This window comes from Citricoccus sp. (assembly GCF_035445025.1).
Lineage (GTDB): Bacteria > Actinomycetota > Actinomycetes > Actinomycetales > Micrococcaceae > Citricoccus.
Map to the genome: position 1 here is coordinate 25,375 of NZ_DAOMPX010000022.1, position 17,167 is coordinate 42,541.

A 17,167-nucleotide genomic window follows, 5' to 3' on the forward strand; every position below is an offset into this window, starting at 1 on the left:
CGCCGAGCACAGGAGCATGATCATGAGCAAGAACCTGGCGACCTACATCTCGCTGCCCGGCACCACAGCGGAGGCCTTCGAGCACTGGCACGAGGTCTTCGGGGGCGAGCTGGAGATCATGCGCTACGGGGACATGCCGGCCATGGAGGGCATGCCCTTCACACCGGACCCGCAGTCCGTGGCGCACGTCACCCTGAGCCTGCCCGGGGGCGAGCTCGCGGGCGGTGACGTCATGGACGAGAAGGAGTACCCGCTGCGGGACACCGCGTACTCACTGCTCTACACGCTGGAGAGCACCCAGGAGGCCGAGTCGGTCATCCAGCGGCTCGTGGACGGCGGTGGCTCCGTGGGCATGCCCTTCGAACGGGCCCCGTGGGGTGGCTGGTACGGACAGGTCTTCGACCGCTACGGGGTGATGTGGGCGTTCAGCGTGGACGGTGAGGCGCCCCAGGCCTGAACCCGTCACGTGGCCCGGGCCCGGACCGGCCTCAGTGCGTGGGCCCGCCGGCCCCTCCGGCGCCGGGGCGCGGGTCCCGGTCGGCGCGACGGTGGCCGGCGAGCGCGGCACGGAGGTCGCCCTCCTCGTGCTCGCCCGTGCCCTCGCCGGTGGCGGTTCCCCTGCCGAACGGCAGGACCTTGAGCAGCGGGTGCAGGATCGCCATGATCACCAGGCCCCAGGCCAGGCCGAGGATGGCCGAGCAGATCGTGTTCACCAGCCAGGCCAGGAACCCGCCGACCACGGGAAGGCCCGCGAACGGGGATTCCAGCACGTGGACCAGGTCGTAGGGTGCGTGCCAGCCGAGGTCATACGCGCCCTGGAGCATGATGTGGCCACCGACCCAGAGCATGGCGATGGTGCCGATGAAGGTGATGAAGCCGAGGACGGCCGGCATGCCCTGGACCAGCAACCTGCCGAACCGCTGGGTGCCGGGAGAGTCCTTGGTGGTCAGGTGCAGACCGATGTCGTCCATCTTGACGATCAGCCCCACCGCGCCGTAGACGAGCACGGTGATGGCGATCGCCACGACCACCAGGATCAGGGCGCGGACCCACAGGGACTCGTCGGCCACCTCATTCATGGAGATGACCATGATCTCGCAGGACAGGATGAAGTCGGTGGTGATGGCGCCCTTGATCACCTTGTCCTCGGCCGCGGGGCCCCGTTCGACGGCCGGGGTCTCCTCGGTGCCGTGGTGACCGCGCACCTTGTGCCAGACCTTCTCCGCGCCCTCGTAGCACAGGTACGTCCCGCCCAGCATGAGGATGAACGGGATGAGCCAGGGGATGAACGCACTGATCAGCAACAGGGCGGGCAGGATGACCAGCAGCTTGTTGCGCAGCGAGCCCCAGAAGATCCTCTTGATCATGGGCAGCTCGCGGGACGGGTCCGCCCCGGAGACGTACTGCGGGGTGACCGCGGCGTCGTCGATCACGACGCCCGCGGCCTTCGTGCTCGCCTTGGCGGCACCGGCCGCGACGTCGTCCACGGAGGCGGCCGCGATGCGGGCCAGTGCCGCGACGTCGTCCAGCAGGGCGACGAGGCCGCCGCTCACCGGGTGCCCCCGTCCTGGGAGGGCTGGCCGGGGCGGCGGTCATGGACACGGGTCTCGCTCGTGATCGGCATGTCCCGAGCATACGACGGCGACCGTCCAGGCGGGTGCGGAACGGTCGTCCCCCGAGGGGGCCGGTCCTCCCGCGGGGACCATTCCTCCCCGCGGGGCGCGGCCTGCTCCCGCGGCCGCGCCCGGCGGGGGGCGGAGCGGGCTCAGACGTCGCGGCGGATGAGCTCCTCCAGCGGGGTGGGGGAGAGCAGGTAGGGCGCGACCTCGAGCACGGTGAACGCACCGGTCCTGCCCTCGGCCCGCAGGCGGGCGGCGGCCCGCCCGTAGGCCACCTGGGAGGCGGCGGTGAAGTCGGGATTGCTGCCGAGCTCGAGGGCGAACTCGATCGAGCTGCGGGACCCGCCGAGGTCCCCGGAGGTGATGACGTGCCCGCCGTGCGGCATGCCCTGGTGGTCGCGCTCGAACTCCTCCTCGGTGATGAAGTTCACGGTGGTGCGGTACGGGGCGAAGTAGTCCGGCATGGTGGTGACGGCCTCGGTGATCGCCGCGTGGTCGGTCTCGTCGGCCACCACGTAGCACTCCCGCACGTGCGCGGAGGCGCCGGTGATCTCGGCGCCCCGGCCGGCCCTGGCCTCCTCGATCGCCTCCTGGCTGGGGATCGTGTACTGCACGGCGCGCCGGACGCCGGGCACGCGCCGGACGGCGTCCGAATGGCCCTGGGACAGGCCCTTGCCCCAGAAGGTGTTCTGCTGGGCATCCGGGAACAGGGCATCGGCCAGGGTCCGGTTCAGCGAGAACAGTCCGGGATCCCAGCCCGTGGAGACCATCGCCACGTGGCCGCCCTCGCGGGAGGCCGCGTCCATGGCCCGGTAGTGGTCCGGGACGAGCTGGTGGTTGTCATAGGTGTCCACCGTGGTGAAGTGCCGCGCGTAGCCGGTGGCCTGCTCGGGGATGTCCGTGGCGCTGCCCAGGCACAGGAACAGCACGTCGACCTCGTCCGCGTGCTCGGCGGCACTGGCCGCCGGCAGGACCGGGGTGTCCGTGTCCAGGCCGCTGCGCCGGGAGAAGATCCCGACCAGGTCCATGTCCGGCTGGAGCCGCACGAGCCTCTCCACGCTTTGGCCGAGGTTGCCGTACCCGACGATGGCGGCCCTGATGGTCATGTGCTGTCCTCTTTCCACGATTTCCACGATTTCCACGATTTCCACGATTTCCACGATGTGCTGCGGTGGCGGTGCCGCGTCCGTTCCGGCCGGCCCGGCCGGGGGACCGCGGCGCCCGCGATCCCCGACATCCTAGGCCGGGGGTGACGCCGCCGCGGGCGAGGGACCGTCTCGTCGTCTCGCGTGACGGGGCCTTGCTAGACTGGGGCCACGGCGCCGTCGAGGCCGTCCGGGTCGGGGGTGTCCGCCGTCGGCCGGGGACGGGACCTGCGCGCCGAGCATCCGATTCCATGGACGCGAAACCGGCAGAGGACTTCCCATGGACAGAACCATGGAGGAGTACCCATGCCCGCGAGCCCACGCCCCGATATGCCTGTCGACGCTGCCGCTGAGGCAACCGGTGACGCACCCGGCGCCGCACCCGCCGAGGTGACCGGTGGCCGGGCCCGCCGGCACACCGGCGACGTGCCCGCGGCCCCGGGCGGCCGCCCCGCCCTCGTCGGCCGGCGCGTCTTCTCGTCGCCGATGCAGCGCCGGGTGGCCTATGCCGTGGTCTTCGAGGCCCTGGCGATCGTGTTCACCACCCTGATCCTGGCCGCCCTGGGCAACCCGGCCGGCTCCAGCGCCGTCGTCGGGGTGGTGTCCTCGGTCGTCGCCCTGCTGTGGAACATGCTGTTCAACACCCTGTTCGAGTGGTGGGAGCGTCGCTCCGGGCACACCGGCAGGCCCCTGTGGATGCGCCTGCTGCACACGTTCCTGTTCGAGGCCGGGCTCGTGGTGGTCCTCGTCCCGGCGGTGGCGCTGATCCTCCAGGTCGGCCTCTGGGAGGCGTTCCTCTACGAACTGGCGCTGATCATCTTCTTCCTGGTCTACAACGCCGTCTACGCCTGGTGCTTCGACCGCATCTTCGGCCTGCCCGACTCCGCGCAGTAGCCCCGTACGGGGAACCGGGTTGCCGCGGCGATCTCAGGCCTAGACGGCCGGCAGGCCCAGGAAGTCCCGGATCGCGGGGATCTCGCCGCGTGCCTGGGCCAGCCCCGCCTCGTGGGAGGCGCGCAGCCTGGCCACGTTCCGCTCCCCGTTCGAGACCGGCATCCGCTCCGGGACGAAGAGGTAGGCCTTGCCCTGGCGCTCGAGGTCGAAGAGCCGCTCCCGGGTCTGGTTGTACCGCGTCCACCGCGTCAGCAGCGCCTCGGCGATCGCGGGGTGCCTGCGGAAGTAACGCAGGTAGAACCGGGGGAAGCGTTCGGGACCCTTCACGTAGTCCCGTTCGCGGGTGAGCACCGCCAGGAACCGCTCGTGCCCGGCCTCCTCGGCCGCCGACACCGGGATGCCGCCGTCCGGGCCCAGCGCGCCGTCCACGTAGGTCCGGCCGTCCAGGTGCACCGGGGGCATGAGCACGGGCATGGTGGACGACGCGCGGACGCGCACCATGAGGTCCTGGATCGCCGGGGTGTCCTGGCGCCCCCACCACACCTGCTCACCGGACTCGGCGTCGAAGGCCCCGATGCGGACGGTGGCCGGGTTCGCGCAGTAGGTCTCCCAGTCGTACGGCAGCGCCTGGTCCGGCAGCCCGGTCTCCTCATAGATGTACTTCGCGTTGAACAGCCCGTCGCCCCGCACGAACGTCCTCCAGTTGCCGAACTTCGGGTCGGCCGCGAAGTCGACGAAGGAGTGCCGTGCCCGCCAGGCGTCCCGGGCGAGGTAATTCGCGGTGTTGGAGGACCCCGCCGAGATCCCGGCCACGAAGTCCAGGTGGATCCCGGCCTCCAGCAGGGCCACCACCATGGCCGAGGTGTAGGAGGCCCGCATGCCGCCGCCCTCGAAGAGCAGTGCGGTGTCGGTGACGTTGCTGCGCAGTTCCACGCCGACAGCCTAAACGGCTAGGTTTGAACGCATGGCAACCACAGCATTCAAGTCCACCCCCGTCAGCACCGTCGGCGAACTCCCCGTCGTCGGGTCCTCCGCCCCCGCCTTCGAGCTCACCGGTTCCGACCTGTCGCCCGTCTCGCTCGAGTCGCTGGCCGGCCGCACCGTCATCCTGAACGTCTTCCCCTCGCTGGACACCGGCGTGTGCGCCGCCTCCGTCCGGACGTTCAACGAACTGGCCGCCGGGCTCCAGGACACCACCGTGGTGGCCGTCTCGGCCGACCTGCCGTTCGCCGCGGGCCGGTTCTGCTCCGCGGAGGGCATCGACAACGTCGTCACCGGTTCCGTGTTCCGCTCCAGCTTCGGCCAGGACTACGGCGTGACCCAGGCCGATGGACCCATGGCGGGGCTGCTGGCCCGTGCGGTCATCGTGATCGACCCCCAGGGCACCGTGACGTACACCGAGGTGGTCCCGGAGATCACCACCGAGCCGGACTACGACGCGGCGATCGCCGCCGCCCGCGCCTGACCGGAGCACGGTGAACGACCCCTCCGACCCCCGGGATCCCGGTCGCGACGCAGCCGGGGTCCCGCCCTACCCAGGCCGGCCCCCCGTCGTCGGGCCGGTCTTCCCCGTGCCCGGGCAGTACCCGGCCCGGGGCGCGCACCCTCCGCACGGGCACCACGCCGGTACCCACCAGCACGTCCCGTACGGGCAGTACCCGCACCAGCAGTTCCCCTCCGGCCGGCCGCCCCGCCGCCCCCGCGGCGGCGTGTACCGCCTGATCATCGCCACCGGGGTCACGGGGGCCCTCATCCTCGCGGGCGGGGTCACCGTGCTGACCGTCCAGGAGATCCGGGACATCGTCGCGGTCCAGGAGGGGGAGACGGCCCGGCCCGCCGCGGAGGGGGAGCCCCTGGGGGAGACGCTGCGGCATGCCCACGAGGGCATCCGGGTGGACTGGGCGGCCGGCCCGAACCTCGACGAGGCCGGGCTGGACCAGGGCCGGAAGGTCACCGAGGCACCAGGCGTGCTGATGGTGGACACCCGGCTCATGTCCGGCATCGGCACCGGCACCGGGATCGTGCTCAGCGGGGAGGGACTGGCCATCACGAACTACCACGTGGTCGAGGACGCCTCGGAGGTCACCGTGACCGTGGCGGACACCGGTGAGACCTACGACGCCGCCGTGCTCGGGCGCGATTCCCTGCACGATGTCGCCGTCCTCCAGATCGAGGACGCCCCGGACCTGCCCACGGCGTCGATCGACCCGGAGGTGCCGCGACTGGGGGACCGTTCGGCGGCCGTCGGCAACGGCGGAGGACAGCGGTTCCTCACGGCGGTGACCGGTGAGGTCACCGCACTGGGCGAGTCCATCGTCGCCTCCTCCGGCGTGCCGGACGACTACTCCCGGCTGACGGGCCTGATCGAGACCAGTGCCGACGTCGTGCCGGGGTACTCGGGCGGGCCGCTGGTGGACGGTGACGGCCAGGTGGTGGGCATCACCACCGCCGCCTCCCAGGGCGAGGACGCGGAGGCCGTGGACGGCTACGCCATCCCGGTGGCCACCGCGCTGGAGATCGTGGCCCAGGTCCTGTCCGGGGAGGAGACGGACACCGTCAGCATCGGCGTGGACGGGGCCCTGGGGATCACCGTGCAGACCGAGGACGGGGCCGCGGTGGTCAGGGAGGTGTCCCCGGGCTCCTCCGCCGAACGGCTCGGCCTGCGGGTCGGGGACACGGTGCACGCCGTCGACGGGCACCCGGTGGTCTCGGCGGCCGAGCTGTCCGAGATCGTCAACGACCACAACGTGGGGGACATCGTCTCCGTGCAGTGGACCACCGTGGACGGCCAGGAGCGCGCCGGTGAGGTCGACCTGCAGGCGGCCGTGGTGTACTGACCGCTCAGCCGGCCAGCTCGTCGTCCACGAAGACCCGGCCGGAGACGCGCAGTCCCGCCACCGCCATCACCACGCCGGAGGCGGCCAGCAGGACGAGGACCAGCGTCCAGTCCCCGAGCCCGGCGTGGAGGAAGCCGACGGCCAGGGGCCCCAGCGCCGCCAGGATGTAGCCGAAGGGCTGGACGAATCCGGAGAGCCGGGCGGTGACGTGGGGATCGCGGCTGCGGGCGGGGATGAGCGAGATCGCCGTCGGGAACGCGAAACCGCCGGCGCCCAGCAGCACCGACCACAGCCAGGCACCGGCCACGGGTGCGAGCAGCAGGCCGATGTACCCGGCCGCCGTGAGCAGTCCGAAGCCCAGCATCCATGGTGCGAGCGTGCGGGAGCGCTCGATCACCGTGGGCATGACCAGCCCGCCGATGATGCCCATACCGGCGATGACCGCCGTCAGGGAACCGGCGAGGTTCGCATCCAGGCCGGCGTCCCGGTAGACCTGGGGCATCCAGCCGAACTGCACGTAGGCGTTCATCGCCTGCACGCCGAACAGCACCATGAGGGCGACGGCGGTGGGGGACGAGGCCAGGCTCCGGTCCGGGTGCTCGCGGGGCGGGGCCGTGGGGAAGTCGTGCCCGGTGCGGCGGGCGACGACCAGCCACAGAACCAACGGGACGAGGGCCATCAGTCCCCAGAACCCGAGGGCGTAGCGCCAGCCGTCCGCGGGGTCGCCCAGGGCGCCCGCGAGGCCGGCCATCGGGGCCGCCAGCCCTGAGCCCGCCGAGCCTCCCACGGTCAGGAACATGCTGTAGAGCGTCATCAGGACCACCGTGTGCCGGCGGCCGTGCCGCTTGACCCACGCCGGGACCAGGACGTTGCCGACGGCCATCCCGGCCAGGGCCAGCGCGGTCAGCGGCACGAACGCCCAGACCGAGCCGGAGCCCGGGCGCAGCAGCAGCCCCGCGACCACGAGCACCAGGCTCAGGGCGATGGTCAGGGACAGCCCCGCGCGCCGGCCCATCCGCACCGCGAGCAGTCCCACCACCCCGAACATGAGCCCGGGCAGCGCGGTCAGCACCCCGGCGACGCCGCCGTCGATCCCCAAGGACGCCGAGACCTCGGCCAGGACCGGTCCCAGGGAGGTGGCGCCCGGGCGCAGGTTCGCCGCGATGAACAGCACGGCCAGCACCGCCAGGACGATGCCGACGGTCCCCGGACGCGCGGACCGACCCGTGCCCGCCGCAGGTGCCGGCTGCGGAGCCCGCCCCGCGTCGGCCGGGCTGTCGGGGGCGGTGCGTGCGTCGGCGCCGGGGTCACTACTGGTCATGGACCAGTTCTACACCGTTCGTCGCCGCGGGTCCGGGGGGAGGGGGGACCTCAGACCGTGGCGAACAGCAGCAGGGACACCGCCATCACGGCCATGCCGCCCACCAGGCCGTACATCGCCAGGTGGTGCTTGCCGTACTCCCGGGCCGTGGGCAGCAGCTCGTCCAGGGAGATGAACACCATGATCCCGGCCACCACGGCGAAGGTGATGCCCAGCAGGACGTCGTTCAGGAACGGCATCAGCAGCGCGAAACCGATCAGCGCACCGGCCGGCTCGGCCAGCCCCGAGACGAAGGACCACCGCACGGCCTTGCGGCGGGACCCGGTGGCCTCCCGGACCGGCACCGCCACGGCCACGCCCTCCGGGACGTTGTGCAGCGCGATCGCCAGGGCCACGGGCAGGGCGATCGACAGGTCCGTCAGCCCGGCCACGAAGGTGGCGAAGCCCTCGGGGAAGTTGTGGAGGCTGATCGCCAGCGCGGTCACCGTGCCGGTCCTCATCATCCGCCGGCGCCGGGCGGCCGTGGCCGGGTCGTGGACCTGGCCGGGCTCGTGCGGGTTGATGGGTGCGGGGACGAGGCGGTCGATCACCCCGATCACCACGATGCCCCCGAAGAACGAGGCCACGGCCGCCCAGTGGCCCCCCGTGGGGTCCGTGGCGGCGGTGAGCGACGTCAGCGCCTTGGGCATGATCTCCAGGAAGGACACGTAGAGCATCACGCCCGCCGAGAAGCCCAGGGCCACGGACAGGAACGGGCCGCTGGTGCGCCGCGGCAGCACGGAGATGAGCCCGCCGATGCCCGTGCACAACCCGGCGAGCACGGTGAGCCCCAATGCCAGCCAGAAGTTCTCCACGCCGAGCCGTTCCTTGCGTCCGTGTCCTGCAGGGTCGTGCCCCCCCGTGCACCCCGGCGTCCGCCGAATGCCACCGGTGCCGGGGGATGCCCCGAGTGTAGGGGCGGCGGAACGGGCCTCAGTACGCTGTCCCCATGATGACGACGCCGGACCCGGCAGGTGGTCCCGCCGGCGCCGGCCCGCCGCCGGACGCCCGTCCGGTGTCCGAGGGTGGCTGGCGGGACGTCCTGGCCCTGGCCGCCTCGCGCGGGGCCTGCGTGCAGCTGTCCGTGATCCACCGCGGGGTCATCGTCCTGGACGGGGCGGTCCGCTGCCACCCGGACGCCCTGGGGTGGTTGTTCTCGGCCTCCAAGCCCTTCACGTCCCTGCTGGTCCACCGGCTGGCGGGCCGGGGCGTGCTGGACCTGGATGCCGCGGTGGGGGAGTACTGGCCCGAGTTCGGGACCGGTGGGGACGGCTCCAAGGCCGGCACGACCGTCCGGGACGTGCTCACCCACCGCGCGGCCGCCCCCACGGCGGGACCGTACCCGGCGGCGGTGCTGGCCATGCACCGCCTCGAGGCCTCGCTCGAGCGGGTGGCCCGCGGCCGACGCCGGGACCACCGCTATCCGGGCCTGTCCGCCTACCAGCCACTGGACTTCGGGTTCATCCTGGCCGAGGTGGCCCGCCGGGCCACCGGCCGTCCGTGGCCGCAGCTGCTGCACGACCTGGTGCTGGGCCCCGCCGGACTGCATGACGTCCACCCCGGGGTGCCGGACGACCAGCTGCACCGGTGCCTGCCCTTCGACGGCTCGCACCGGGCCCTGCCGGGCGGACCGGTGGTCGCGGCCATCGTCAACCGGCGGTCCGTGCGCCAGGCACGGATCCCGGCGGCGGGGATCTCGACGACGGCCCGCCAGCTCGCCCTGTTCTACCGCGACCTGCTCTCCGCCCCGGAACGGGAGGCACTGTGCGCACCCAGTTCGGACGGCGGCCGTGACGCCTGGACCCGGCTGCCCACCCGGTGGGGGACCGGGATCCAGCTCGGTGGCACCGGTGCATGGTGCCCGCTGGGGGCCACCAGCACCGTGCGGTCCTTCGGGCACAACGGTTCGGACGTGTGCCTGGGCTGGGCGGATCCCGACCTGGACCTCGCGGTCGGCCTCGTCACCGACCGGGCCAGCGGCCACCCCGCGGACAAGAGGCTGCTCGTGCGGGTCTCGGACGCGATCCGCGCCGCCGCCCGCCGGTGCTGACCGGCGTTCCGGAACTGACCGGCCCGCGTGGTTCGGGGCCGTCCCGAGACGCAGACTCTTTGCGGGCCACGCCCCTCCCAGGACCGGGCCCATCCCCAGGACCAGGGCCATCCGATAGGTTCGGCAGGACGGGATCGCCGACCCGGCCGGGGCCCTCATCGTCGTCTCATCGTCGACTCATCCCCGTCTCATACCGGTCCCGCAGGATATTCACAGGATCTTCCAAGGACAGGAACAGACGTGATGACGCACCAGGAGCCGGCGCAGCAGGCGCACACTCCCCGACCCACCGGTCGATCCAGGCGATCCACGCACGGGCGGCGCGCCGTCGTCGTCGGCTCCGGACCCAACGGGCTGACCGCCGCCGCGGTGCTGGCCCGCGCGGGCTGGGAGGTCGACGTCTACGAGCGGCACACGGCCCCGGGCGGTGCCTCCGCCTCCGCCGACGTGCTCGGCCCGGGGACCATCGTGGACCTCGGGGCGGCGGGTCATCCCTTCGGTGTCGCCAGCCCCGTGTTCCGGGACCTGGACCTGGGCGCACACGGCCTCGAATGGCTGCACAGTGACTACCCGATGGCACACCCGCTGGACGGCCGTCCGGCGGCGATCCTGCACCGTACCCTCGAGGCCACGGCCGCCGGACTCGGTCAGGACGGCACGGCGTGGACCCGGTTGCACGCCCCGCTCGTGGAGGACATCGACGCGCACCTGGAGAACATCCTCGGCCCGTCACTGGTGCGCGTGCCGCGGCACCCGGTCAGCATGGCCCGCTTCGGGATCCGGGCCCTCTGGCCCGCGGGCGCCGTCGGCCGGGCCATCTTCCGGGACGAGACGGCGAGGTCCCTGTTCGCGAGTTCCTCGATCCACGCCATCCTGCCGCCCACCCACCTGTTCACGGCCGCGTTCGGCCTGATCTTCGGTGCCCTGGGCATGACCCGCGGGTGGCCCGTGGCCAAGGGCGGCTCCGGTGCCATCACGGCGGCGCTCGCCTCCGTCCTGGCTGCTCACGGTGGGCGCATCCACCTGGACCACGAGGTCACCGACCTGCGCGAGTTCCCGGACGCGGACGCGATCCTGCTCGACCTCACGCCCCGGCAGCTGCTCGCCCTCGACGGGGCGGACCTCAGTGACCGCTATGCCGCGCACCTGCGGCGCTGGCGCTACGGGACAGGGGTCTCGAAGGTGGACTACCTGCTCGACGGGCCGATCCCGTGGACCGACTCCCGGGTGGCCGGCGCCGGTACCGTCCACGTGACCGGCACGCTGGCCGAGCTGGAGCACGCCGAGCGCGAGGCCAAGGCCGGCCGGATGCCGGACAGGCCGTTCGTCATGGTCTGCCAGCAGCAGGCGGGGGACCCGTCCCGGGCCACCGGCCCGGCCGCCGGGAAGACGGTGGTGTGGACCTACGCCCACGTCCCCGGTGGGTACGACGCCCCGGTCGAGCACCTGATCGCCGAACAGATCGAACGCTTCGCCCCGGGTTTCCGGGACCGGATCGTCCACCGGGTGGCCACCACCCCCTCGGCCCTCCAGTCCTGGAACCCCAACCTCATCGGCGGGGACGTGGCCGGCGGATCCATGGGCGGGCTGCAGCAGGTGCTGCGACCGGCCCCCGTGCTCAGCCCCCACCGCACCGGCACACCGGGGCTGTACCTGGCCTCCTCGTCCACCCCGCCCGGAGGCGGGGTGCACGGCATGGCCGGACTGCACGCCGCCCGGGCCGCCCTGGCCGACGCGGCGCGGGGCCGCACCCGGCGTCACACGCACCCCCGCACCCCTCGAGAGGACAGACCATGACAGACGACCCCACCCGTCCGACGTCGCTGCCGGGGGTGCTGACCGCCCCCGCAGCGACGGAGCGGGACCTCTGGGCGCTGGCCGCGGGAGCCGCCCTGGCCGCCGTGCTGCTCTCCCCGGTGCGCCACTACTTCAACGGCAGGGACAAGGCCGAGGAGGACTCCTTCCCGCTCTCGACCTATCCGATGTTCTCGGACCACCGCAAGGACCGGACCCGCATCCCGCACGTGACCGGGTTCACCACCGAGGGTGAGCGGATCGTCCCGCACTACAGCCACTTCGGCGCCGGCGGGCTGAACCAGGTCCGCAAACAGGTCACCCGCATGGTCCGCCAGGGCCGCGCGGTGGAGGTCGCCCAGCGCTACGCCGATGCCCTGGCCGCCCAGGGTGAGCGGCCCGTGCCGCGCGGAGGGGGCCCCGGTGCCGTCCGCCGCCGCCGCGAATCCGGCATCGTCCGCGTCGAGGTCGTGCGCTCGCGGTACTTCTTCGACACCTACTACGCGGGCAACACCACCCCGCAGGTCGAGACCGTCCACGCCCGCGCGGACGTCGGAGGCACGGCCGTCGAGGTCGCCGAGACCCGCACCGACCCCACCCAGGACCCGCAGGGACCGCCCACCGGGCCGATGGCCCGATCCGGGCTCGGCAATACGCCACCCGCCCCCATCGGCCAGGGGAACACGCCGGCCGACTACCGCACCGAGCACACCGTCCAGGCCGCACCGCGCACCGTGCGGGCCCCCGCGCAGGAGACCACCCGATGACCCTCGTCCAGACCCTCGTCGACCACCTCCGCCCGGCGGCCCAACCCGTGCGCCCGGCCGTGCTGCGCCTGGCCACCGGCACGTTCTCCGCGGTGCACAACATCCGCCGGCGTCCCATGTTCCGCAGGCTCCACCGCCAGGACGAGACGCAGTTCACCCCTGTCGGGGTGGTCAGGGTGCTGAGGAGGCCTTTGCCGCCGACGGTGGCGGACGCCCTCTTCGACACCGCCCAGGCGGTCAACATCGCGGCGACGCTGGGGATCGGCCACCGGGTGACCGGTCCGCTGAACGCGGCGCTGCAGTTGTGGACCATCACCTACCGCAACTCCTGGACGATGCTGCTGCACAACGACAACATGATGACGATGCACCAGATGGTCCTGGGAACCACCCGCTCCGCCGACGCCCTGAGCGTCGACGCCCTGGTCCGTGACCGCACCCTGCTCCCGCAGCGCTTCGACCGGGCCTACGGCGCGGTCCCGACCGTGCTGAACATCGCCACCTGCGCCGTCTACTTCATCTCCGGCGTGGCGAAGGTCCGGGGCCCCCTCGGGATGAGGTGGGCACAGGGCGACGTACTGCGCGGCCAGATCGCCGTGGACGGACTGCGCAAGGACCTCTTCGGCTCCGCCAGGACCGAGGCCGGTTCCGCGCTGTACCGGCAGAAGGGACTGTTCACCCTTCTCGCCGCCGTCTCCCTGACCGTGGAGCTCGGGGCGCCGCTGTCGCTCGTGCACCGCAGGCTCGGCCAGGCGTTCGCCCTCGGGGCGTGGGGCATGCACGTGGGGATCCGGATCGTCATGGGCATCAGGTTCACGTACAACGTCTCCGGGATCTCCTACCTGCCGTACGTCCCGGCGGGGCCCCAAATGCCCCGGTGAGAGCCCGCTTGTGAACCGCCGATGAAGTCTTGAAAACAGCATGTTTCCGCTGGTGGCCGCCAAGTTACGGGATGGTAACGATCCGGTCGGCGGCCGACTATTCAATGGTGCTTTTACATGTTGCGGGACTAATGTCTTGCACACCTTGTGGTGTCGCTCACTACCGGCCGGGGAGGGGAAACCGGATTTCGGCCGGAGACCGGCCCTCCACCCCAGACGGGTCGGATCGGGAGCACAGCACGCCTCGCACCTGTCTGAATGGAGACGCTTTGATGAAGTACACAAAGCTTTCTGCCGCAGCCGCCCTCCTGGCCGGCTCCGCGCTCGTCCTGTCCGCCTGCGCGCCGGGCGGCCCGGCCGAGAACTCTGACACCGGCTCCGCCGCCCCCGAGGGCAACGGCGAGGTCGCGACCGGCGACTTCGGGGAGAAGTACACCGTCGAACCCGCCGACACCGGACTGGCGGACCTCGGGGAGATCGAGACCCAGGACGGCTCCATCGCCTACTCGGTGGGCGAGGACGAGTTCATCTCCTACAACTCCATGACGCCGGAGACCTACTCGACCTACAACTCGGCGGTCACCGAGCGGCTCATCTCCACCTTCGCCTACTTCGGCACCGACGGACAGATCTACCAGAACGAGGAGTACGGCACCTACGAGAAGGTCTCCGATGACCCGCTGACGGTGAAGTACACCATCAACGAGGAGGCCGTGTGGTCGGACGGGACCCCCGTCACCGCCGCCGACTACATCCTCAAGTGGGGCGTCGAGAACCCGCGCATCACCACCGGTTCGGGCGAGGAGGCGGCGCCGCTGTTCAATGCCATCTCGCAGTCCTTCGGCGAGTACGTCAGCGAGGCGCCGGAGGGTGATCCCGCCGGCAAGGAATTCACCATCACCTTCAAGGAGCCCTACGCCGACTGGCCGATCCTCGTGGACACCGCCCTGCCGGCCCACGTGGTCGCCGAGGAGTCCGGCATGGGCATGGACGCCATGCTCGAGGCCGTCCGGAACGAGGACGCGAAGGCCCTGGCCCCCGCCGCCGAGTTCTGGAACACCGGCTGGAACACCTCCCCGGGCACCCTTCCGGACGAGTCGATCGCCCCCTCCAACGGCCCCTACACGTTCAAGAGCTGGGAGCCGGGCCAGTCCATCACCCTGACGGCCAACGAGAACTACTGGGGCACCCCGCCGGCCACCAAGGAACTGGTCATCCGCTTCGCGGCCGCCGACACCCACGTCCAGGCCCTCGCCAACGGTGACCTGAACGTCATCGAGCCGCAGGCCACCGTGGACACCCTGTCCCAGCTGGAGGACCTGGGCGACCAGATCGTCATCCAGACCGGTGCCTCCCTGACCTGGGAGCACCTGGACTTCAACTTCATGGACGGCTCGCCGTTCGCGGACAACCTCGAACTGCGCAAGGCCTTCGCCATGTGCGTGCCGCGCCAGCAGATCGTGGACAACCTGATCAAGCCGGTCGACCCCGAGGCCGTGGTCATGAACGCCCGCGAGGTGTTCCCGTTCCAGGACACCTACCAGGAGGTCGTGGACGCCGCTTATGACGGCAGCTATGACGAGGTCGACGTCGAGGGCGCCAAGAAGATCGTCGAGGCCGAGGGCGCCGAGGGCACCAAGGTCCGCATCGGCTACTCGGCCCCGAACCCGCGCCGCTCCGATACCGTGGCCGCCATCAAGTCCTCCTGTGACGAGGCCGGCTTCGTGATCGAGGACGTGGGCTCCGCCGACTTCTTCGACAAGACCATGCCGCAGGGTGACTACGAGGTCGCGCTGTTCGCCTGGGCCGGCTCCGGCCAGATCGCCTCGGGCCGCAACATCTACCACTCCACCGGTCAGCAGAACTACGGCAAGTTCTCCAACAAGGAGGTCGACGCCGCCTGGGACACCCTGGCCGGATCCGTCGACCCCGCCGTGCACGCCGAGCAGGTGAAGGTCATCGAGAAGGGCCTGTGGGACAACCTGTTCGGCATCCCGCTGTACGCGCACCCGGGCGTCGTGGCGCACTCGGCGGACGTGGCCAACGTCCGCGACACCGCCACCCAGTCCGGGGCCGTCTGGAACGCCCAGCAGTGGGTCCGCGCCGAGTGACCCTCGGCTGACCCCCACGGGGATGATCCATGACCACTGCTGAGGCCCGGCCATCATCCGGCCGGGCCTCAGCCGTGCTCCCCACGACCGGCCGGACCCGGCGGGTCCGGCCGTGTCGGGGGAGCGGCCCGTGGTGTGATCATGACCACGTCCACGACACCCTTGGTACGGAAGGCAACGTTCAGTTGTGCTGAAATTCATCCTCAGGCGCTTCGGCAGCTCGTTCCTGGTGCTCCTCGGAGCCTCGGTGCTGCTCTACGTGCTCACCATCAACTCCGGCGATCCCCTGGCCGACCTGCGCGAGTCCAACGCGGAGAACCGCGACTACCTCATGCAGCAGCGCACCCAGTTCATGAACCTGGACATGCCCTGGTACCAGCGGTACTGGACCTGGCTCACCGGCGTGGGCCAGTGCTTCATCGGCCAGTGTGAGCTCGGCACCAACCGCCAGGGCCAGGAGGTCGTCGACCTGCTCGGGCTGGCCGCCGCCTCGACCCTGCGCCTGGTCGTGCTGGCCACGGTGATCGCCATGGTCTTCGGCATCGTCATCGGCATCCTGACCGCCATCCGCCAGTACTCCGGCATGGACTACGCGGTCACCTTCCTGACGTTCCTGTTCTTCTCGCTGCCGGTCTTCTGGGCGGCCGTGCTGCTCAAGGAGTACCTGGCCATCGGGTTCAACGACTGGATGGCGGACCCGGGCTTCACCTGGCCCGCGGCGATCGTCGCCGGACTGCTGCTCGGGGTGGTCCTGCAGGCCGTACTGGCCGGTCCGGCCAGGCGCCGCCTCTTCACCTTCCTGGGCGCCTTCCTCTTCACCGTCCTGGCCATCCCGTACCTGGACTGGCTGAACTTCGCCCAGTACCCGCAACTGGGCCCGGTCGTCATCGCGCTCGTCGGGGCCGCGGCCGCCGTCGGGGCCACCGCGCTGGGCGCCGGCCTGCAGAACCGCCGCGTGCTGTACGCGGGGCTGGTGACCGCCGCCCTGGGCGTCGTGTCCTATTACGCCACCTACACCCTGCTGTGGGACCCGACCTGGACGACCCTGCTCGTCCTGGCGGTCGTGCTGGTCATCGTGGCGGTCGCCGTGGGTCGCCTGATGGGCGGGTTCTCCAAGGGCGCGGCCACCATCGTGTCCCTCTTCACGGCCGGGGTCATGGGCCTGCTGATCATCGTGGAGCACCTCTTCCGCGCCTGGCCGGGATACCTCGAGATCGTGGGGCGGCCGATCTCCACCATCGGCTCGCAGACCCCGAACTTCTCCGGCACCTTCTGGGAGGACTTCCTGGACAAGGGGACCCAGCTGCTGCTGCCCACCATCCTGCTGGCCCTGGTCTCCCTGGCGACCTACTCGCGCTACACCCGCGCGTCCATGCTCGAGGTCAGCCAGCAGGACTACATCCGCACCGCCCGTGCCAAGGGGCTCGGCGAGCGGCAGGTCATCCTCAAGCACGCCTTCCGCAACTCGCTGATCCCGATCACCACGATCATGGCCTTCGACTTCGCGGCCCTGATCGGCGGTGCCGTCATCACGGAACGGGTCTTCGGCTGGAAGGGCATGGGCGAGATGTTCGCCACCGGACTGGACCAGGTGGACCCCGCGCCGGTGATGGCCTTCTTCCTGGTCACCGGCACGGCCGCGGTGCTGTTCAACCTGCTGGCCGACATCCTGTACGCGGTCCTCGACCCCCGGATCCGGGTGTGAGCGG

At 71.4% G+C, this 17,167-nt stretch carries 15 protein-coding genes; 10 read left to right on the forward strand and 5 right to left on the reverse strand.

Translation table 11 applies throughout. The annotated features are described in order from the left end of the window. The first annotated feature begins 22 nt into the window (after nt 1–22). Nucleotides 23–457 (forward strand): VOC family protein, encoded by a 435-nt coding sequence (locus tag PLJ28_RS08930; RefSeq protein WP_298045525.1) that lies wholly within the window; start codon nt 23–25, stop codon nt 455–457. 31 nt (nt 458–488) lie between these two features. Here PLJ28_RS08930 and PLJ28_RS08935 read toward each other — a convergent pair whose 3' ends face one another. Then, nucleotides 489–1,553 carry a DUF808 domain-containing protein gene (locus tag PLJ28_RS08935; protein ID WP_298045527.1) on the reverse strand — a complete coding sequence of 355 codons (1,065 nt, stop codon included), beginning with the start codon at nt 1,551–1,553 and terminating at the stop codon, nt 489–491. A gap of 212 nt (nt 1,554–1,765) precedes the next feature. Then, the gene (locus PLJ28_RS08940; protein ID WP_298045528.1) at nt 1,766–2,725 is read right to left on the reverse strand and encodes a diaminopimelate dehydrogenase; all 960 of its coding nucleotides are present in this window, start codon (nt 2,723–2,725) and stop codon (nt 1,766–1,768) included. 369 nt (nt 2,726–3,094) lie between these two features. Between PLJ28_RS08940 and PLJ28_RS08945 the strand changes: the two genes are divergently transcribed. Continuing rightward, nucleotides 3,095–3,658 carry a PACE efflux transporter gene (locus tag PLJ28_RS08945; protein WP_324590042.1) on the forward strand — a complete coding sequence of 188 codons (564 nt, stop codon included), beginning with the start codon at nt 3,095–3,097 and terminating at the stop codon, nt 3,656–3,658. A 39-nt stretch (nt 3,659–3,697) separates the two neighbouring features. On the opposite strand, the gene PLJ28_RS08950 is transcribed toward PLJ28_RS08945, so the two are convergent. Continuing rightward, nucleotides 3,698–4,591 carry a patatin-like phospholipase family protein gene (locus PLJ28_RS08950; RefSeq protein WP_183527129.1) on the reverse strand — a complete coding sequence of 298 codons (894 nt, stop codon included), beginning with the start codon at nt 4,589–4,591 and terminating at the stop codon, nt 3,698–3,700. Nucleotides 4,592–4,622: 31 nt separating this feature from the next. Here PLJ28_RS08950 and tpx point away from each other — a divergent pair, with 31 nt between their 5' ends. Beyond that, complete coding sequence (tpx, locus tag PLJ28_RS08955) at nt 4,623–5,123, forward strand: thiol peroxidase (protein WP_298045530.1); 501 nt, start codon at nt 4,623–4,625, stop codon at nt 5,121–5,123. Between the two features lie 10 nt (nt 5,124–5,133). After that, nucleotides 5,134–6,495: a S1C family serine protease gene (locus tag PLJ28_RS08960; protein WP_324590043.1), complete on the forward strand. Its 1,362-nt coding sequence runs from the start codon at nt 5,134–5,136 to the stop codon at nt 6,493–6,495. 4 nt (nt 6,496–6,499) lie between these two features. On the opposite strand, the gene PLJ28_RS08965 is transcribed toward PLJ28_RS08960, so the two are convergent. Together PLJ28_RS08965 and zupT are read right to left on the reverse strand one after the other, a co-directional pair. After that, complete coding sequence (locus tag PLJ28_RS08965) at nt 6,500–7,816, reverse strand: MFS transporter (protein ID WP_324590044.1); 1,317 nt, start codon at nt 7,814–7,816, stop codon at nt 6,500–6,502. 50 nt (nt 7,817–7,866) lie between these two features. Next, complete coding sequence (gene zupT / locus PLJ28_RS08970; RefSeq protein ID WP_183527117.1) at nt 7,867–8,670, reverse strand: zinc transporter ZupT; 804 nt, start codon at nt 8,668–8,670, stop codon at nt 7,867–7,869. Nucleotides 8,671–8,804: 134 nt separating this feature from the next. Here zupT and PLJ28_RS08975 point away from each other — a divergent pair, with 134 nt between their 5' ends. From PLJ28_RS08975 to PLJ28_RS09000, 6 genes are all read left to right on the forward strand, one after another. After that, nucleotides 8,805–9,905 carry a serine hydrolase domain-containing protein gene (locus PLJ28_RS08975; protein ID WP_298045537.1) on the forward strand — a complete coding sequence of 367 codons (1,101 nt, stop codon included), beginning with the start codon at nt 8,805–8,807 and terminating at the stop codon, nt 9,903–9,905. Nucleotides 9,906–10,148: 243 nt separating this feature from the next. After that, nucleotides 10,149–11,702: a phytoene desaturase family protein gene (locus tag PLJ28_RS08980; protein ID WP_324590048.1), complete on the forward strand. Its 1,554-nt coding sequence runs from the start codon at nt 10,149–10,151 to the stop codon at nt 11,700–11,702. After that, a complete protein-coding gene (locus PLJ28_RS08985) occupies nt 11,699–12,466 on the forward strand; it encodes a hypothetical protein (protein ID WP_298045538.1) in 768 nt (255 codons plus the stop codon). Before PLJ28_RS08980 ends, PLJ28_RS08985 begins: the two co-directional genes overlap by 4 nt. Then, complete coding sequence (locus PLJ28_RS08990; RefSeq protein ID WP_298045540.1) at nt 12,463–13,347, forward strand: HTTM domain-containing protein; 885 nt, start codon at nt 12,463–12,465, stop codon at nt 13,345–13,347. The genes PLJ28_RS08985 and PLJ28_RS08990 overlap by 4 nt, the downstream gene beginning before the upstream one ends. 272 nt (nt 13,348–13,619) lie before the next feature. Beyond that, on the forward strand, nt 13,620–15,458 hold the full coding sequence (locus tag PLJ28_RS08995) for an ABC transporter family substrate-binding protein (RefSeq protein WP_298045541.1): 1,839 nt from the start codon (nt 13,620–13,622) through the stop codon (nt 15,456–15,458). Between the two features lie 187 nt (nt 15,459–15,645). Further along, nucleotides 15,646–17,163, forward strand: a complete 1,518-nt coding sequence (locus PLJ28_RS09000) for an ABC transporter permease (RefSeq protein WP_183527099.1) — start codon at nt 15,646–15,648, stop codon at nt 17,161–17,163. The last annotated feature ends 4 nt before the right edge of the window (nt 17,164–17,167 follow it).

What these genes read in the sequence shown, in the direction of transcription:
- PLJ28_RS08975 (WP_298045537.1), top strand. Translation starts at nt 8,805, where the DNA reads ATGATGACGACGCCGGACCCGGCAGGTGGTCCCGCCGGCGCCGGCCCG.
- PLJ28_RS08930 (WP_298045525.1), top strand. Translation starts at nt 23, where the DNA reads ATGAGCAAGAACCTGGCGACCTACATCTCGCTGCCCGGCACCACAGCG.
- PLJ28_RS08995 (WP_298045541.1), top strand. Translation starts at nt 13,620, where the DNA reads ATGAAGTACACAAAGCTTTCTGCCGCAGCCGCCCTCCTGGCCGGCTCC.
- PLJ28_RS08985 (WP_298045538.1), top strand. Translation starts at nt 11,699, where the DNA reads ATGACAGACGACCCCACCCGTCCGACGTCGCTGCCGGGGGTGCTGACC.
- PLJ28_RS08990 (WP_298045540.1), top strand. Translation starts at nt 12,463, where the DNA reads ATGACCCTCGTCCAGACCCTCGTCGACCACCTCCGCCCGGCGGCCCAA.
- PLJ28_RS08945 (WP_324590042.1), top strand. Translation starts at nt 3,095, where the DNA reads ATGCCTGTCGACGCTGCCGCTGAGGCAACCGGTGACGCACCCGGCGCC.
- PLJ28_RS08965 (WP_324590044.1), bottom strand. Translation starts at nt 7,816, where the DNA reads ATGACCAGTAGTGACCCCGGCGCCGACGCACGCACCGCCCCCGACAGC.
- tpx (WP_298045530.1), top strand. Translation starts at nt 4,623, where the DNA reads ATGGCAACCACAGCATTCAAGTCCACCCCCGTCAGCACCGTCGGCGAA.
- PLJ28_RS08940 (WP_298045528.1), bottom strand. Translation starts at nt 2,725, where the DNA reads ATGACCATCAGGGCCGCCATCGTCGGGTACGGCAACCTCGGCCAAAGC.
- PLJ28_RS08980 (WP_324590048.1), top strand. Translation starts at nt 10,149, where the DNA reads ATGACGCACCAGGAGCCGGCGCAGCAGGCGCACACTCCCCGACCCACC.